The following is an 18,204-nucleotide window of genomic DNA, read 5'->3' on the forward strand; positions in this document are numbered from 1 at the left end:
CATAAAAAACCCAGCCGAAGCTGGGTTTTTTAATCTCAACAAATAAAATTAATCATTTGAATGGTTAATTCATTTTTACTTTATCGAAGCTGAGTTGACCATCTTGCGCTGTGACAACAATATTGTCTCCAGCAACAAATTCACCAGACAATATTTTTTGCGCCAAACTATTCTCAACTTGCTGTTGGATGGCACGTTTCAGTGGACGCGCACCATATACAGGGTCAAAACCAGCATCAATCAACAAATCAAAAGCATGATCATCGACTGTTAAACGCATGTCTTTTTCAACCAAACGAGCACGTAAACGATCCAACTGGATATCTGCGATACCTCGAATTTGTGCTTTTTTGAGTGAATGGAACACCACCAACTCATCAATACGGTTGATAAACTCTGGACGGAAATGTTGTGTCACGGCATTCATGACTACTGCTCGCACTTCTTCATCAGATGGATTATCACCCAACTCGCGTACATCACTTGAACCAAGATTAGATGTCATCACAATTACAGTATTTTTAAAGTCAACCACACGACCTTGCGAATCTGTTAAGCGACCATCATCCAATACTTGGAGCAAGATGTTAAACACATCTGGATGTGCCTTTTCCACTTCATCAAATAACACCACACTATACGGTTTACGGCGCACAGCTTCGGTTAAGACACCACCTTCCTCATACCCCACATAACCTGGAGGCGCACCCACCAAACGGCTGACCGAGTGTTTTTCCATAAATTCAGACATGTCAATTCGAATCATGGCATCATCACTATCAAACAAGAAGTTTGCCAGTGCTTTAGTCAATTCTGTTTTACCAACACCCGTTGGACCCAAGAATAAGAACGAGCCGCTCGGTCGGTTCGGATCAGATAAGCCAGCACGCGAACGACGAACCGCATTGGATACTGCAACCACAGCCTCATTCTGCCCAACGACACGATTATGCAAGAACTCTTCCATATGGAGAAGTTTCTCACGTTCACCTTGCATCATTTTTGCCACAGGAATACCCGTTGCAGCACTAACAACTTCTGCAATTTCGTTGTCAGTAACTTTGTTACGTAGTAGTTTCGGCTCCTCTTTCTCCTCCACCACTTCTTCTTCATTGAGACGTTTTTCCAGCTCAGGAATCACACCATACTGAAGACGCGACATTTCACCCAAGTCATTTTCACGCTGCGCTTTTTGCAGCGCAATACGAGCCTGATCCAATTCAGCTTGAACTTGTTTGGTGCCTTCAACTAAAGTTTTCTCAGCTTTCCAAACTTCTTCCAAGTCATTGTATTCACGTTGAACTTCGCTAATTTGCTTTTCAAGATGAGCGACTTCCGCACGACTACCGGCATCTTCATCTTTTTTCACTGCTTCAAGTTGCAGTTTTAATTGAATCAAACGACGTTCAAGTTTGTCCAAAGCTTCTGGCTTAGAGTCCAGCTCCATTTTGATACGAGAAGCTGCTTCATCAATCAAATCAATCGCTTTATCAGGCAATTGACGGTCGGTGATGTAACGATGTGACATTTTCGCTGCTGCAATGATGGCAGAGTCTAAAATTTTTACACCATGGTGCACTTCATAGCGTTCTTTCAAGCCACGTAAAATCGCAATAGTGTCTTCTACACTCGGCTCATCGACCAAGACTTTTTGGAAGCGACGTTCTAATGCGGCATCTTTTTCAATGAATTGGCGATATTCGTCTAAGGTCGTCGCACCCACACAACGTAGCTCACCACGTGCGAGAGCAGGTTTTAGCATATTACCTGCATCCATCGCGCCCTCGCCCTTACCTGCGCCTACCAGTGTGTGTAATTCATCAATAAACAAAATGACTTCACCATCTTGTTTTGCTAAATCTTTCAATACTGCTTTTAAGCGCTCTTCAAACTCGCCGCGGTATTTAGCACCAGCAAGCAAAGACCCCAAGTCCAAAGATAAAACTCGTTTACCTTGTAAACTTTCAGGCACTTCACGGTTAATAATTCGCTGAGCTAAACCTTCTACAATTGCAGTTTTACCCACCCCAGGTTCACCAATCAACACTGGGTTATTTTTAGTACGACGTGACAACACTTGGATGGTACGACGAATTTCATCATCACGCCCAATAACAGGATCTAATTTCCCTGCCAATGCACGCTCAGTTAAATCAATCGTGTACTTATTCAGAGAATCGCGTTGATCTTCATGATTGTTGCTCATGACTTTCTCATCACCTCGAATTTTTAAAATGACTTGGCGCAGGTGGTCTGGTTTAACACCCACACTATTTAATAAGGTTTTGGTTGCACCTACTTCAGCTAAAGCTTGTATTACCCAATCAGTAGATAAAAACTCATCACCTGCTTTTTGCGCAAAACTATCTGCCAAATTCAATGCTTTGACTGCATCTGCACTGAGGTTGACATCACCTGTCGGATTCGACAGGGTTGGCGCATCAGCAAGGGCTTGCTTTAATTTGGCTTGTAATTCAGGCAGATTAGCACCTGCTTGTTGCAACAAACTCAGATTTGAGGTTTCTTCCAACAAGGTTGATAAAATATGAATTCCCTCAATTGCGGTATGGTCTTTCCCCATTGCAAGTGATTGAGCATCTGAAAGAGCTTGCTGTAAGCGGTTTGTGAATTTTTCAAATCGCATTCTTGTTTTCCTCACAACAAATTTTGAACTTGATGGATATATGGGAACGATTACTCAGAATTCAATTCAAATTTAATTAACTTTTCTACATTTTATTTTATTTTTCATTAGTTTGTCTTAACAATAAACAAATAGAACTTAATCATAATATGGGTTCACTATGTACATTTTTCAAGCATAAGCTTGCATTTTTTGTCAAAGCGAAATGGCCGATTGATTTAAATGGGCTAAACTTAAAATCATTTGATCAATTATTAGACAAACAAACAACTCTTTTTTCTATTTATCCATGTAACGAACTGTGTACCAGTTTACGGAATGAAAACAAAAGCGTGAAGCATGAAAAAGGCCGATCATCAGATCAGCCTCAAATGACTTAAAAGTCAGGGATTAATTTGCTTCAATAATCTCAAAATCATGGGTGATTTCTACGCCACCATCCATCAACATTTTGCTCGCAGAACAGTACTTTTCTGCCGATAATTCCACAGCTTTTGCGACTTGTTTTTCCTTCACTGCATGACCAGTAATCACGAAATGTAAGTGAATTTTTGTGAACACTGCGGGGATGCTATCTGCACGCTCTGCCTTGAGTTCACAGCGAACATCCGTTATTTCTTGACGTGATTTTTTAAGGATAGTCACGATGTCAAAAGAAGCACAACCTCCGAGTCCTGTCAGGATCAATTCCATTGGTCTTGGACCACGGTTTTCACCACCATATTCGGGTGAACCATCCATGATGACACTGTGACCACTTTGAGTTTTTGCTTCGAAAGCAACATTCTCTAACCAATGAACAGTTGTTTGCATTGCAACTACCTAAAAAAAGCTATAAATTGACGAAGTACCTGTACACTACCATAAATTGAGTTGATAAGGAATTTCAGCTCTGACTGTGTGACAAGTTCACTCTAGGTCTGTGCGATCTATAATTTATCCATTTTCGGAACCGTTAGCATGACTTCAAGCTTTTCACAATTAAGCACTGATGCGCTGTCTCCAGGTCAACTCCCAGAGTCAGTGAAAGCACTATTAAAACGCGCATATATTAATCGTTATCCAAAGCGCACAACGATCGTAGATGCTGGCTCAGAATCTAAATCGTTATATTTGATTTTAAAAGGTTCGGTCTCTATTATTTTGCGTGAAGACGATGAACGCGAAATTGTTGTTGCGTATTTAAATGCGGGTGACTTTTTTGGTGAAATGGGTCTATTCGAAGCAAATTCACAGCGTACTGCTGAAGTACGTACACGTGACGTTTGTGAAATTGCTGAAGTGACTTATGAAAACTTCCATGAATTGAGCAAACAATACCCAGACCTCAGCTATGCAGTTTTTGCACAGCTTGTGCGTCGTCTAAAAAACACCACGCGTAAAGTCACTGACCTTGCATTTATTGATGTTTCAGGTCGTATTGCACGTTGTCTTATTGACTTATCTGCTCAACCAGAAGCAATGATCTTACCTAATGGCCGTCAAATCCGTATTACACGTCAAGAGATCGGTCGCATCGTTGGTTGCTCGCGAGAGATGGTTGGTCGTGTTTTAAAAACATTAGAAGACCAAGGGATGATTGAGACTGATGGTAAAGCTATCTTAATTTTTGATGCCTCTTTAGAAGAATCCAAAGCCCATGCTGAAGATTATGATGACGAAGAATAAAATTTATTCTTCGTAGCTGATACAGCCAAAAGCAGATCTTCGGATTTGCTTTTTTTATGCCTTCAATTCGTAACTGCTTTGACAAAATCGTGACAAACTTTGTAAAAATAGTGATTTAACCTACTGTTGATAATTGTTTAATCTTATTCGACCCCAAAGCACAGTCCATAAAGGAAATGTTGAATGCAATTTAAACCCTTAGCCAATACAGGCATTTTGGTTCATGAAATTTGTCTCGGCACCATGACCTTTGGTGAACAAAATACGCAAGCTGAAGCCTTTGAGCAACTTGACTATGCTTTAGCACAAGGCATCAATTTTTGGGATACTGCAGAAATGTATCCAGTTCCACCCAAGCCTGAAACGCAAGGCGCAACGGAAGTCATTATTGGACAATGGATTGCGCAGCGTGGGGGACGTGACAAACTTTTTTTAGCTTCTAAAATTGCTGGCCCATCTCAAGGTGGCAGTCATATTCGTGACGGACAAACCCGTTTTAATGCCAACGACATTTCTTCTGCTCTAGATGGCAATCTAAAGCGTTTACAGACCGATTATATTGATTTGTACCAATTACACTGGCCACAACGTCCGACCAACTTTTTCGGCAAATTAGGCTATGAAAATGATGAAGCTCACAGCACCAAAACCGTAACATCTCTAGAAGAAACTTTACTTGCGCTCGAAGCTGAAATTCAAAAAGGTCGTATCCGTTATATTGGTTTGTCTAATGAAACGCCATGGGGAACCATGAAATTTTTACAGATTGCAGAGCAACTTGGTCTGTCTAAATTTGTAAGTGTGCAAAACCCTTACAACTTACTCAACCGCACTTACGAAATTGGGATGTCTGAAATTGCGAAATATGAAGGCGTTGGTTTACTCGCCTACTCCCCACTCGCTTTTGGTTACCTCACGGGAAAATTCCGCAATGGTGCGCGCCCAGCGAATGCTCGAGTGACTCTTTTTAGTCGCTTTAGTCGTTATAGCAACCCTGAGAGTGAATGGGCAACGGAACAGTATGCTCAACTGGCTGAACAACATGGTTTAACACCTACACAACTGGCTTTAGCCTTTATCAAACAACAGTTCTTTGTGACCAGTACCATTATTGGCGCAACAAACTTAAACCAACTAAAAGAAAATATTCAAGCTTTTGAGATTGATTTATCAGAAGAGGTTTTACAAGGTATTCAAGCCATTCATCAGCAACAGCCAAACCCAGCACCCTAAGTCATACAAGAAAGCACTGCTTTGTTGTATGACTCAGACTATATCTGTACTGCTTCTATTGGGGTGATAAGTGTAATGTTTGAATCACTACTTCACCTGTCACAAATAATTTATTATTTTTTAAAATCCTAAACTGATATTAAAAAAGGACGCTTTAGCGTCCTTTTTTGCTCAAAAAGAAATTAACGTCTTTGATTATAAACTGCTTGTGCAGCGGCTAAGTTCTTACGCATCGCTTCAATACGCTGACTATTTGATGGGTGCGTCGAAAGGAATGAAGAACCACCAGCCCCATCGAGCTTATTCATTTTCTCCCATAAGCTAATTGCCGCTTGTGGGTTATAGCCTGCACGCGCCATCAACATTAAACCGCCCTCATCTGCGCGGCTTTCTAAGCTACGCGAATACGGCAGGCCAATACCAATCTGACTACCTAACTGCGCCGCAGCTGTCCCAGTTTGACCCACGCCAGCAGCACTGAGACCAATACCCAAAGCCAAGTCAGTTAATGCTTGCGCACCAACTTTACTCTTTGAATGCTCTTCTAAAGCATGCACCATCTCATGTCCCATCACTGCTGCAATTTCAGCATCAGTAAGGTTCAACTTATCCACAATACCCGTATAGAACACCACCTTACCACCAGGCGCTACATAAGCATTGACTTGATTTGACTTAAGTACAGCCAACTGCCAGTCAAATCGAGTGCCTGTTTGATTCATCTGATCAGCATAAGGCTTCAAGCGATTGAATACACCATAAATACGCTTGTACGTGCTCGATGAAGTGTCCAAAGTTTTGTTGGTTTTTGCTTCATTTACAGTTTTGTTAAAACCTTGAGTTGCTGCTGCATTTAAAGTTGCTGTATCCGCACCTGCAACCTCCGCAAAAGTTGCACAACCAGAAATGGTGACCACCGTTGCTGCGCACAGACTCATTAATATTTTATTTTTCATTATGGCTTAACTCCATCCATTTTAAAGCACTTCACATAATGTGTTGAATTATAATGAATAGATCTAAAGTGTTAAATATCATAAGCATGTTTTATCATAGCAATTATGTAAAAACAGCTTCATCACTATGCATATTCAACAAAGCCAAATTCACAACAAATGTCAGACTCCAAACTTAAAGTTATTACAGAAACTGAATCAGAAGCCAATAGACCAGACACAGAATATTTAAGCCCAAATATAGATGGCTTAATGGCTTAATTTTTTCTTCAAGCGTTTGACTTTTACGTTTAGCAAATAAAAATGCATTTTGAATAAGAATAATTGGCACCAAAATACAAGCAATAATCACAGACAGCCCAATCAGCGCACTATAAATAACATCAGGATCAGTGGTTTGCCCCTGAATAATCATCATCGCGATTGTTGGCGCACCACCCATAGCAAAAAGTAGTGAGTAAAAAATAGTTCCTGCGATATTCTTTTGCATCCTGCCTGCTCATCTGTTTATCTTGAATTTTATTCTAACAAGCACTTATACATGATGTCGTGCTTATTCATGCAACTTTAGTCTGGAAAACTATAGTAGTTCAACTGTTTATATCCATATTAAATATAAGCTTAATGCCTAACTTTCTCCTGTAACACCCATTAAAAAACCCTGCACAAAGGCAGGGTTTTTTAATGGGTGTTTAGCGCTTAAGCTTCAAACGGATGACGCAAGATAATTGTTTCTTCACGGTCTGGACCAGTAGAAATAATGTCGATTGGACATTCAATTAATTGCTCTAGGCGTTTAACGTAGTTGATTGCTGCTTGTGGTAACTGATCTACTGATTTCGCACCAAAAGTAGACTCAGACCAACCTGGCATCGTTTCATAAATTGGTTTTAAAGTTTCAAATGCCAACGCATCAGAAGAACCAACACAACCAGAATCAGCAGCTTCATAACCTACACAGATTTTCACTTCTTCTAGACCATCAAGAACGTCTAGTTTAGTTAAGCAAATACCTGAGAGTGAATTGACTTCCACAGAACGGCGTAAGATTTCCGCATCAAACCAACCACAACGACGTTGACGACCAGTAGATGCACCAAACTCAGAACCAATCGTCCCTAAGTGCTTACCAATAGCGTCACCTACGTCATTTGCAGCATCGTAAACCAACTCAGTTGGGAACGGGCCTGCACCGACACGTGTCGTGTATGCTTTTGTGATACCTAATACATAGTCAAGGTGTAATGGACCCAAACCTGAACCTGAGCTTACGCCACCAGCTGTGGTGTTTGAAGACGTTACATACGGGTATGTACCATGGTCAACATCAAGAAGTGAGCCTTGAGCACCTTCAAACATGATATTGTCACCATTTTTACGGTATTTATGCAACTCACCTGTAACATCAATCACGAGTGGTGCAACCACTTCACGCCATTGATCACAAAGCGCAAGCACATCTTCTAATTGAACTGCTTCTACACCGTAGAATTGGGTTAATTGGAAGTTATGGTATTCAAGTAATTCAGTCAGTTGAGCTTTAAGATGCTCACCACCACGTACCAAGTCTGCAACACGAATTGCACGGCGTGCAACTTTGTCTTCATACGCAGGGCCAATACCACGACCTGTTGTACCAATTTTTGCATTGCCACGCTTAATTTCACGTGCTTGATCCAATGCGATATGGTTTGGCAAAATCAATGGACAGTTTGGTGAAATACGTAAACGTTCTTTAACTGGCACGCCTTCTTTTTCAAGAATGTCCATCTCTTTGATGAGCGCTTCAGGAGAAAGTACAACACCATTACCAATTAAGCACAGTACGTTTTCACGTAAAATACCAGATGGAATGAGGTGTAATACAGTTTTCTTACCACCAACGACAAGTGTATGACCTGCGTTATGTCCGCCTTGATAACGAACGACCGCAGCCGCTTGATCTGTGAGCAGGTCGACGATTTTACCTTTACCTTCGTCGCCCCATTGGGTACCGAGTACCACAACATTCTTGCCCATAATAGCCTCATTGCATCATGCTGTTAAAATTGAAGAACTTTTCAGGCTTTAACTGACCTGAAGAAGTGATTAAATCTGTTCTACAGTCCATTGACCTGCAACATTCACCAATTGGTGCGTCGCATATGGAAGTGTAGTTAAATCATCCTGACCCAAAAGTTGAATCACGCTCATGCCTTTGGCACGTGTGTGTTCAATCGCTTGGAGCAAATCTGTTTGTGTTCCTTTCGGCGCAACAACTAAACTGTTTTGCTGAAAACGCCCTGCGCTAAGCGCATACAAGTCACAACTAAAACCTGTCGCTGGACGTGCACGACCAAAGTGCTCGCCAATTCCGTCATAACGCCCACCTTGTGCCAATGGCGCAGCACGATTAGGCGCATAAACAGCATACATTAAGCCCGTATGGTAGTGATATGAACGAAGTTCAACCACATCAATACCCATCTGTAGGTTTGGCCAACGCGCTTGAATTTCAGACTGTGTGGTTTTTAATGCGTCGAAAGCTTGCTTAAACTCAGCATCGGCAATCACTGCTGCACTTAAATGCGTTTGCAAAGCATCTAAGTCACTTGCATAACGCCCTAAAGTATAAAAGTCTGCACCAAAGTTCAAATCTTGAGTAAATTCAGCCAACTCTGGCAATGCTTTACGTTGATATAAATCAGAGAGTTGACGTTCAGTTGCTTTGTTTAAGCCTGCAACTTTCACCAAACTACGGAATAAGCCCACATGACCTAAGTCCAAGTGAATACCATCTGCAAAGCCTGCTTTCGCAAGTAAGCTAATCATCACGTCGATCAGTTCAACATCAGCATCAATGCTATCTGAACCAAATAACTCAGCACCTAATTGTAAAGGCGCACGTGTGGTATTAAAGCCTTGTGGTTTGGTATGTAGGACTGTTCCTGCATAGCAATAGCGAGCAACGCCTTCAACTGGATGTACATGCGCATCAATACGAGCCACTTGTGGTGTCATATCGGCACGCACACCAAGCAAACGACCAGATAACTGGTCAATGACTTTAAAGGTGGCTAAGTCTAAATCTTGATTCGATTCTGAAAGAGAAGATAACGATTCGATATATTCAATGAATGGCGTGTACACCAACTGATAACCTCGTGTTGCGAGGAAATCTAATGCTTGACGACGCAAAGTTTCAATCACTTGCGCCTGTTCTGGCAGTACATCAGCTACACCATCAGGTAATAACCATGTCTCTGAAATGGGCATGTTGTAAACCTAAAATCTTGTCAGCGCGGAACGAATCCGCATAAAAAAATCGGGGCACACCCGATTTCTCTTAGTCTATCACGATACAATGTGCTGTGCATTAGACAATTTCGGAAAATTTAATTTATCGTTTCAACTTTAACAACCAGCGCGCTATAAAATCTGTTGCTTTTGAATCATTCATTCTTAACTAGATTTTAAATCATCTCAAAATCGCAACTCAAACGACTGCTGACTATACCGAAGCATGTCACATATTGAAAAAAATCATTTAAAACATTGTTTTATATTTTATTTCCCATTAACAGACTGCTTGCGAAAAAAGCAAGTTATTTTATACTCCTGCTCAATTCAACAGCAAGAATAAATACAACACCACATTATATAGACCATTTTAATCACACTATTTTCACTTGGGGAACGTTTGATGGAATTGCACAGCAACTTATATTACAAGCATGCAAATGCTCAAATCATGGCAAAATTAGACCGGCTGTTCCAAGAACATCGTGGTGATGCAGGCCAATTTACGACTTTAACCTGTGACATTAACCCTGAACATGGTGTTGAACTGGCTGAAGATATTTTAAATACGATTGATAACATCGAGTTTGATCTGGGCCTGAGTCATTAGGCACTATTGCAGGCTATTCAGTTGCCCATTTTGTTCATGGCTCAGCAGGCGATGAGTTCATTGAAGCGATTTTATTCTTCTTGAAAGCCTTGCTTCCAGACATTCACACACAAGCATGGGGCTGTGGCGATGATGATCCGTGGGAGTTTTGGTTTAAGTTCGACGGAGACGAGCTTGTCCGCGAAGACGATGAACCGTTAAATGATCCGGAAGAAGATGAAGAAATTAAAGCCAGTATTTATGCATGGTGGCATGCAGATCTGCCTAAAGAAATTAAAGAAGGCTTTTTAAACGAAGAGTAAGTTGTCAATGCAAAAGTACACGTCCAATCACTTGTGTACTTTTGCCTCAACATAGCAACTCAAATCTAAGAATTATGAGTTTAAATACTCATCTACTGACACCACCGTCGAAAACATTTGAAAAGCTGCTAAACATGCAGTCTGTACATCCTCTGCTTGCACAGTTTTATTGGCATAACTCAAATCACGTGTTGCTGTTGCATCTGCAATAACCACTGGATCATAGCCAAACTCCGCGGCAGCACGGGAAGTTGCATCTACACACATATGCGTCATCATGCCACTAATCACTAATTTTTCAACACCAAGCTGATCCAACACCGTCTTTAGATTGGTTTCAAAAAAACTATTCGGATAATGTTTTTCAACCACGATTGAATCTGCTGTCAATTGCAAGTCTGAATGTAATTCAACACCAAACGTGCCCGCTTCAAAAAATGGGGCATTAGGTTGATTAAAAATATGCTGAATATAGATAATTGGCTGTTTATTTTTCAAAAATGCGTCTTCCAAAAGATTAATCTGCTTTAATGCTAGCTCAGCCTGATATAGCGCCATCTTAGCTTGTGGAAAATAATCATTTTGAACATCAATAATAATTAGTGCTGTTTTATTCATTTAAATCACCCTCTCATCTTCATTTCAGTCTGATGTATCAATGCCATAGAATAAGTAAAATAAACCGGCTCTTGCAGTTGAATATGAAAAAATGTATCTATAAATGTTTTCAGAGTGAAAGAACGATCATCTATGCTGTCAAATCAAGATCCAATTGACTTAAAAATCTTAAAGATTCTTAAAAATGACTCCCGATTAAGTCATAAAGACATTGGTGAATTGGTTCATCGCACAGGTCAAGCGGTAGGAAATCGTATTGCAAAAATGCAAAACGAAGGTCTCATTCAAAAATATACGGTTGATTTAAATTATGAGACGACCCAATTTATTCGAATCATGATGGAAAATAATCAATTTGGACAGTTTGAAACTTTTTTAGCACAGTTTGATCAAATTGAATATGCATATAAAATTTGTGGCTCCGCATGCTATATGCTGACCTGCCACTTTCATCAAAGACAATTGAATGACTTTATTGAACAGCTCTCCGCATGGGGACAATATTCCGTAGACAGCGTAGTCAAAACGATTGAGCTATAAATTTAACTCACAACTCATCCTTTCACGTAGAAGCCCACAGAGTAGTGATCAAGTTTGCCAAGCGGAAAATCGCCTTTGATTTGCAGAACAGGTTTCTAATCGCGCTTGCACTCAACTTGGATAATATACATCACGACTAAACCCGTTAAGCTAAGGGTAACTCAGTCGTTTGTTTAATATTTTGCAGCGGAATTTCTGTTTTTATACTTTGTATATTGGGAATTTTATTCAGACGGTGAATTTGAAACTGTCGATAGGCATCCAAATCTGCAACTACAATACGTAAAAAGAAATCACAATCCCCTGCCATTAAATGGCATTCAACCACTTCTGGAACTTCACGAATCGACTCGACAAATTGGTTCACAGTTTGCGGATCCTGACTTTTGAGCCAAATCCGTGCAAATACGGTCAATCGCAAATTCACCTTGGCAGGATCAACCAACGCCACATAAGCCCGAATAATCCCATCTTCTTCTAGCTGTTTTACTCGTCTTAAACACGGTGAGGCAGATAGTCCAATGCGCTGAGCCAACTCATTATTTTGAAGTTTTCCATCGACTTGTAGTACTTGTAATATGCGCTTATCTGTTTGGTCCATAAATTCCATCCCTAAAGCATAATTTTGCTCATATTTAACCAATTACAGCATATTATGCTAAACAACCCTAATATTAAGCTAAATAAAGTAAAAAATATCTTCGGAAAAACCCTAAAATTATTCACCTACCGCACCAAAACATAGCACGTATAGGCGATTTAAAATGCTCTCCTTTAGAAATACGACTCAGGAACTTAATGATTCCAGCGATTATGTCGAGTTTAAACGTGGAATTAAAACGTCTATCCCGATGCTGCTGGGCATTATTCCTTTTGCTTTGGTCTTGGGAACACAAGCCACTCAAAAAGGCTTTAGCCATTTAGAAGTCCCACTCTTTACTGGCCTAAACTTTGCGGGCGGTTCCGAATTTGCTGTGCTGGAGGTCTGGACCAACCCACCAAATTTTCTCGTTTTAATTTTCATTACTTTTCTAGTCAACAGCCGTCATTTACTCATGGGTGCAAGTCTCGTGCCCTATTTACGCCATTTACCCAATCGACAGGTTTTCCCTGCTCTGTTTTTCATGTGTGATGAAAGTTGGGCAGCAGCTCTTGCCGATGCAGAACAAAAGAAAAGATTTGGGCTACAACAGGCCTTTAGCATGTCTTACTACGCAGGCATCTGTTTTGCTCTGTACTTGATGTGGGTCAGTTTTACCAGTTTAGGTGCCATTCTTGGTCCTTTACTTGGAGATGTACATAGTTACGGTTTTGATATGGCCTTTGCTGCGGTATTTCTGGTTTTATTGCGTGGCATGTGGAAAGGCTTCAGCGCCGCACGCCCTTGGCTGGTTAGTCTCATTAGTGCAGCGATTGCTTATTTATATTTACCGACGGGTTGGTATGTGCCTATTGGGGCAATCTGTGGCATCGCCTCTGCTTTCATATTTATTCAGGAGGATGAGCTATGATTCACGGCACGACTCTTGTTGCAATTTTATTGGTTGCAGCCACCACTTATCTGACACGTATATTGGGCTATGTTTTGCTGAAAAATAAAACACTTACCAATAAACAGCGGAAAATTTTAGAAGTTGTCCCAGGCTGCGTACTGATTTCAGTGATTGCGCCTTATTTTGTGAAGGACAATGTCGCAGATCTACTCGCTATTGCTATCACTTTGCTTGCAGCTTCACGCTTTTCACTCTTACCAACGGTTGTGATTAGTATGCTGAGCGCGGCATTATTGCGTACCGTGCTCATCTAAACTTAACTTTTAGCGTTCTGGTTGTACGGCTTTAGCAAGAATATTCACTAACTCAGCGTTTTGTAGCTCAACTTTTTGCAACTTAGAGGTGGTCTGCTCGATCACTTCCTGTTGCACATGCATCTTTTTTGCAAGATCTTGCATAATCTCTAAAGTCTTTTTTAAATTTTCTTCAAGATGGTGTACTTTTTCCTGAAGCTGATGTTGCTCTGCGTAGGGGTCAGTTTTATCTGTCTGATTTTTAAATTGAAACCAAATTAAAAACACCACTGCGACCGCCAACAGCAAAATAAATCCCCAAATTAAGATCAACATAAGCAGCACTCTTCTTTATTTTCGTTTATACACTCATCATACCCACAAGTCTGTATGCGGTCTATGTCTATCATCATGTTTTCAGAGTAAAAGATACTGTAGAAAAGTCCTTTAGATTAATGACGCACTAAAAGATTCACACAAATCCAATAAGCGGTTTGCATAGCCCCATTCATTGTCATACCACGCAAAGACCTTGGCTTGATGCCCTACCACCATGGTTTGCGTTAAATCAACAATGAGTGAATATGGTGAATGGTTAAAATCCGAAGACACCAAGGGTTCATCGGTCACATCCATAATTTCACGGTAGTCTGACTTCGCCGCCTGAATCAACACTTCATTGATTTTATGATCGGTAATCGGTGTTTGCGAAATAAAGGTCAAATCAATTGCCGCCACATTAATGGTCGGTACGCGGATGGAATAACCATCAATACGATCGGCCATTTTTGGCATGACTTGTTTTAAAGCACCTAAAGCAGACGATGTAGTCGGGATAATGTTTTGACCTGAAGCACGAGCACGTCTTAAGTCCCGATGGGCATGATCCAATACAGACTGATCAGCAGTGACCGCATGAATTTCCGTCATGAGCGCAGTATCAATACCAAAAGCATCATCAATGATTTTAACCAAAGGCACTAAGGCCTGCGTAGTACATGACACACTGGAAATGATTTGGTCACTGACTTTCACCTCATGGTGATTCACCCCATACACAATTGCGGCATCAACCGAGTCAAAAGGTGCCGCGCCAATAATGACCCGTTTTGCACCTGCATGGATATGCTCTGTTGCTGCTTCACGCGAGCGAAATAAACCTGTGCACTCTAGAACCACGTCGACATGGAGACTGGCCCAAGGTAGATCTTGCGGGTTTGCCTGACACAATACTTCAACTTTGAGCTGCTCCTGATCTTTAGAAAGATGTAAATAAATTCTTTCATTTTCATAACTTAAATCGACTTTCCCTGGAAAGCGCCCATGAGTCGTGTCATATTTAAATAAATGCAATAAGGTTTCTACATCTGCCACATCATTTACCGCGACGATTTCAAACTGAAAGTTCTTTGGATTTTCAAACCAAGCACGTAATACATTACGTCCGATTCGACCAAATCCATTTATCGCCACTCGTTGCATGACTTGCCCTTATTTATAAAATGATGAAAGATAAAGCAGGCCTATATTAATGGATTTATATAGATTTGGTTAAGCTTTCTTTTTCTATGATTCATCAGTGAAGATGATGAATATGAACCCTTAAGTCACAAATTGACCTGCCTGACTAGACCTATCAACCTGCTTTCTTTCTATCAAATGATATAAATATCCAACATTAACCCGCAAAATCAAAGAACGATTGAATACATAGAAATGTCATCAATTCGCCTTAAAGTGATTGGTGCAACATCCTTTTTCCGTTATAATTTGGCGTTTTAAAATTTTTAAGCCAGTAACTGAAGTCAGCGTATTTAGAATAAGACTTGCTTCAGCTACTATTAGCCAAATCGAAATTATGGAGTGACTTGGTTGTGAGTACTCGTTTTATGACATCAGCTGAAATTCGCGAAGCTTTTTTAAGCTACTTTGAATCGCAAGGGCATACACGTGTCGCGTCGAGTTCTCTAGTTCCCGCCAACGACCCTACTTTGTTGTTTACCAACGCGGGTATGAACCAATTTAAAGATTGTTTCTTAGGCCTAGAAAAACGTGATTATGTACGTGCGGTGTCTTCACAAAAGTGTGTCCGCGCAGGTGGTAAACATAACGACTTAGACAACGTCGGTTATACCGCACGTCACCATACTTTCTTTGAAATGTTAGGTAACTTCTCATTTGGCGACTACTTCAAACGTGATGCAATCAAATTTGCGTGGGATTTTCTAACAGGCGAAGCTTGGTTAGCATTGCCTAAAGACAAACTCTATGCAACGGTTTACCACACTGACGACGAAGCATTTGACATCTGGAACAAAGAAATTGGTTTAGATGCATCTCGTATTATTCGTATTGGCGACAACAAAGGTGGCCAATACGCATCAGATAACTTCTGGGCAATGGGTGATACAGGTCCTTGTGGTCCTTGTTCTGAAATCTTCTTTGACCATGGCGACCATATCTGGGGTGGCTTACCGGGCACACCAGAAGAAGATGGCGACCGTTTCATTGAAATCTGGAACAACGTTTTCATGCAGTTCAATCGTACTGCGGATGGCGTACTACACCCTCTTCCAGCACCCTCTGTCGATACAGGCATGGGCTTAGAGCGTATTTCTGCTGTTTTACAACATGTTAACTCTAACTACGAAATTGACCTATTCCAGCACTTACTCAAAGCGGCCGCTGAAATTATTGGTTTAGATACCGCGGCACTTGAAGCAGAAGCACACGAAAAAGGTACACCAGTTCAGTACCCTGCTTCACTTAAAGTAGTTGCCGATCACGCACGTTCATGTTCATTCCTGATTGCGGATGGTGTAAACCCATCAAATGAAGGTCGTGGGTATGTACTACGCCGTATTATCCGTCGCGCAGTTCGTCATGGTAACAAACTCGGCGCAACTGGCTCATTCTTCCATAAAATGTTGCAACCTTTAATTGAAGTGATGGGTCAAGCTTATCCAGAACTTGAAGCACAGAAAGCGCGTATTGAAGCACAACTCCTGAAAGAAGAAGAACAATTTGCTAAAACCTTAGAGCAAGGTTTGAAATTGCTTGAAGGCGAATTGGCTCAACTGAAAGGTTCAGTGATTCCTGGTGAAGTGGTATTTAAACTGTATGATACTTACGGTTTCCCAACTGACCTGACTGCTGACATCGCACGTGAACGTGATTTAACCATTGACGAAGCAGGCTTTGAAGTTGAAATGGCTGCACAACGTCAACGTGCACGTGATGCAGGTAAATTCGCGATTGACTATAACAGCGTAGTTAAAGTTGAAGGCGAAACTCAGTTTGACGGCTATGACGCAACGGTTGGCGAAGGTCAAATTATCGCGATCTATAAAGATGGCGAACAAGTTGATGAAGTGGTTGAAGGTGACGAAGCCCTCATCGTACTGAACCAAACCCCATTCTATGCAGAAAGCGGCGGTCAAATTGGTGACACAGGTATTTTCAAAAATGACACGGGTATTTTTGAAGTCCAAGACACCAAGAAATCGGGTGGTGCTTTTGTACACCAAGGTATCGTGACAGTCGGTAGCATTAAGCTTGCTCAACATGTTGAAGCAACAGTCAAAGCAGACATCCGCGCTGCAACTGCGCGTAACCACTCTGCAACTCACCTTTTACATGCTGCACTACGTCAAATCTTAGGTGAACACGTACAACAAAAAGGTTCATTGGTTGCTTCAGACATCTTACGTTTTGACTTTGCCAACGATCAACCAGTTTCATTTGAACAGCTTCAAGAAATTGAACGTTTGGTCAATGCTGAAGTGATTGCAAACACTGCAGTTTCTACTGAGCTTTTAGACATCGAATCTGCGAAAGCAAAAGGCGCGATGATGTTGTTCGGTGAAAAATATGGCGATGAAGTTCGTGTACTTTCAATGGGTTCAATCATTGAAGAAAAGAACTTCTCAATTGAGCTGTGTGGTGGTATTCACGTTAAACGCACAGGTGACATCGGCTTGTTCAAAATCACTTCTGAAGGTGGCGTAGCTGCAGGTGTACGTCGTATTGAAGCGGTAACAGGTACGAAGGCCATTGAAGTGATTCAAAAAGCTGATAGCGATATTAGAGCTATCAATGAAGTATTAAGTGCACAAAAAGGACAAACCGTATTAAAGGCGTTTGAATTAAATGCACATCTATCAATTGCAAACAAACACATTGAGCAATTGAACCAAAAACTTGCCAGCTTCCAAGCTGCTGAACTGCTTAGCCAAGTTCAAACGCTTGCGGGTCGTCAAACGCTAATCACGACTGTTCAAAACATGGATGCGAAATCACTTCGCAACCTACATGACGGTGTGAAATCAAAATTAGAAAATGCAGTCATTGTCCTTGCAGGTGTTGAAGGTGACAAAGTTAGCCTGATCGTATCTGTAGCAAAAGACTTTACTGCTTCTATTAAAGCAGGTGACATCATCAAACATCTAGCAACTGAGCTCGGTGGTAAAGGTGGTGGCAAACCTGACTTAGCACAAGGTGGCGCGCCACTAAACGAGAAGTTTGCAACAGTGATGGCAGATTTAGCTGCTTGGCTTGAAGCGAAATAA

At 41.1% G+C, this 18,204-nt stretch carries 16 protein-coding genes and 1 pseudogene; 7 read left to right on the forward strand and 10 right to left on the reverse strand.

Going from position 1 to position 18,204, the window contains the following annotated elements; all coding sequences use genetic code 11:
- Positions 1 to 64 precede the first annotated feature (64 nt).
- Together clpB and GBI16_RS01170 are read right to left on the reverse strand one after the other, a co-directional pair.
- The gene (gene clpB, locus GBI16_RS01165; RefSeq protein ID WP_086207846.1) at positions 65 to 2,644 is read right to left on the reverse strand and encodes an ATP-dependent chaperone ClpB; all 2,580 of its coding nucleotides are present in this window, start codon (positions 2,642 to 2,644) and stop codon (positions 65 to 67) included.
- Between the two features lie 390 nt (positions 2,645 to 3,034).
- Positions 3,035 to 3,457 (reverse strand): OsmC family protein, encoded by a 423-nt coding sequence (locus GBI16_RS01170; protein ID WP_004982311.1) that lies wholly within the window; start codon positions 3,455 to 3,457, stop codon positions 3,035 to 3,037.
- A 147-nt stretch (positions 3,458 to 3,604) separates the two neighbouring features.
- Here GBI16_RS01170 and crp point away from each other — a divergent pair, with 147 nt between their 5' ends.
- Positions 3,605 to 4,312, forward strand: coding sequence for a cAMP-activated global transcriptional regulator CRP (gene crp / locus GBI16_RS01175; protein WP_086207848.1), 708 nt, complete (start codon positions 3,605 to 3,607; stop codon positions 4,310 to 4,312).
- Positions 4,313 to 4,495: 183 nt separating this feature from the next.
- Positions 4,496 to 5,545 (forward strand): NADP(H)-dependent aldo-keto reductase, encoded by a 1,050-nt coding sequence (locus GBI16_RS01180; RefSeq protein WP_151706361.1) that lies wholly within the window; start codon positions 4,496 to 4,498, stop codon positions 5,543 to 5,545.
- Positions 5,546 to 5,727: 182 nt separating this feature from the next.
- Here the strand turns inward: GBI16_RS01180 and GBI16_RS01185 are convergent, their stop codons facing one another.
- The 4 genes from GBI16_RS01185 to GBI16_RS01200 all read right to left on the reverse strand — a co-directional run bounded on the left by GBI16_RS01185 (position 5,728) and on the right by GBI16_RS01200 (position 9,756).
- Complete coding sequence (locus tag GBI16_RS01185) at positions 5,728 to 6,501, reverse strand: M48 family metallopeptidase (protein ID WP_086207849.1); 774 nt, start codon at positions 6,499 to 6,501, stop codon at positions 5,728 to 5,730.
- 184 nt (positions 6,502 to 6,685) lie between these two features.
- Complete coding sequence (locus tag GBI16_RS01190; protein WP_151706362.1) at positions 6,686 to 6,991, reverse strand: hypothetical protein; 306 nt, start codon at positions 6,989 to 6,991, stop codon at positions 6,686 to 6,688.
- A gap of 209 nt (positions 6,992 to 7,200) precedes the next feature.
- Positions 7,201 to 8,520, reverse strand: a complete 1,320-nt coding sequence (locus GBI16_RS01195; protein ID WP_086207851.1) for an adenylosuccinate synthase — start codon at positions 8,518 to 8,520, stop codon at positions 7,201 to 7,203.
- A gap of 69 nt (positions 8,521 to 8,589) precedes the next feature.
- The gene (locus tag GBI16_RS01200; protein ID WP_086207852.1) at positions 8,590 to 9,756 is read right to left on the reverse strand and encodes an ATP phosphoribosyltransferase regulatory subunit; all 1,167 of its coding nucleotides are present in this window, start codon (positions 9,754 to 9,756) and stop codon (positions 8,590 to 8,592) included.
- A gap of 427 nt (positions 9,757 to 10,183) precedes the next feature.
- Between GBI16_RS01200 and GBI16_RS01205 the strand changes: the two are divergent.
- A pseudogene (locus tag GBI16_RS01205) lies at positions 10,184 to 10,692 on the forward strand (hypothetical protein).
- Positions 10,693 to 10,764: 72 nt separating this feature from the next.
- On the opposite strand, the gene GBI16_RS01210 reads toward GBI16_RS01205, so the two are convergent.
- Complete coding sequence (locus GBI16_RS01210) at positions 10,765 to 11,310, reverse strand: cysteine hydrolase family protein (RefSeq protein ID WP_151706363.1); 546 nt, start codon at positions 11,308 to 11,310, stop codon at positions 10,765 to 10,767.
- Between the two features lie 132 nt (positions 11,311 to 11,442).
- Between GBI16_RS01210 and GBI16_RS01215 the strand changes: the two genes are divergently transcribed.
- On the forward strand, positions 11,443 to 11,850 hold the full coding sequence (locus GBI16_RS01215) for an Lrp/AsnC family transcriptional regulator (protein WP_151706364.1): 408 nt from the start codon (positions 11,443 to 11,445) through the stop codon (positions 11,848 to 11,850).
- A gap of 145 nt (positions 11,851 to 11,995) precedes the next feature.
- Here GBI16_RS01215 and GBI16_RS01220 read toward each other — a convergent pair whose 3' ends face one another.
- Complete coding sequence (locus GBI16_RS01220) at positions 11,996 to 12,451, reverse strand: Lrp/AsnC family transcriptional regulator (protein ID WP_086207856.1); 456 nt, start codon at positions 12,449 to 12,451, stop codon at positions 11,996 to 11,998.
- A gap of 163 nt (positions 12,452 to 12,614) precedes the next feature.
- Between GBI16_RS01220 and GBI16_RS01225 the strand changes: the two genes are divergently transcribed.
- Together GBI16_RS01225 and GBI16_RS01230 are read left to right on the forward strand one after the other, a co-directional pair.
- On the forward strand, positions 12,615 to 13,361 hold the full coding sequence (locus tag GBI16_RS01225; RefSeq protein ID WP_086207857.1) for an AzlC family ABC transporter permease: 747 nt from the start codon (positions 12,615 to 12,617) through the stop codon (positions 13,359 to 13,361).
- Positions 13,358 to 13,657, forward strand: coding sequence for an AzlD family protein (locus GBI16_RS01230; protein ID WP_086207858.1), 300 nt, complete (start codon positions 13,358 to 13,360; stop codon positions 13,655 to 13,657). Before GBI16_RS01225 ends, GBI16_RS01230 begins: the two co-directional genes overlap by 4 nt.
- Before the next feature lie 9 nt (positions 13,658 to 13,666).
- Here the strand turns inward: GBI16_RS01230 and GBI16_RS01235 are convergent, their stop codons facing one another.
- Positions 13,667 to 13,972 (reverse strand): hypothetical protein, encoded by a 306-nt coding sequence (locus tag GBI16_RS01235; protein ID WP_086207859.1) that lies wholly within the window; start codon positions 13,970 to 13,972, stop codon positions 13,667 to 13,669.
- 111 nt (positions 13,973 to 14,083) lie between these two features.
- On the reverse strand, positions 14,084 to 15,118 hold the full coding sequence (locus GBI16_RS01240; RefSeq protein WP_151706365.1) for a type I glyceraldehyde-3-phosphate dehydrogenase: 1,035 nt from the start codon (positions 15,116 to 15,118) through the stop codon (positions 14,084 to 14,086).
- Between the two features lie 392 nt (positions 15,119 to 15,510).
- Between GBI16_RS01240 and alaS the strand changes: the two genes are divergently transcribed.
- Positions 15,511 to 18,204 carry an alanine--tRNA ligase gene (gene alaS / locus GBI16_RS01245; RefSeq protein WP_171494518.1) on the forward strand — a complete coding sequence of 898 codons (2,694 nt, stop codon included), beginning with the start codon at positions 15,511 to 15,513 and terminating at the stop codon, positions 18,202 to 18,204.

Source organism: Acinetobacter sp. TUM15064 (assembly GCF_008980265.1).
In the GTDB taxonomy this organism is placed as follows: domain Bacteria; phylum Pseudomonadota; class Gammaproteobacteria; order Pseudomonadales; family Moraxellaceae; genus Acinetobacter.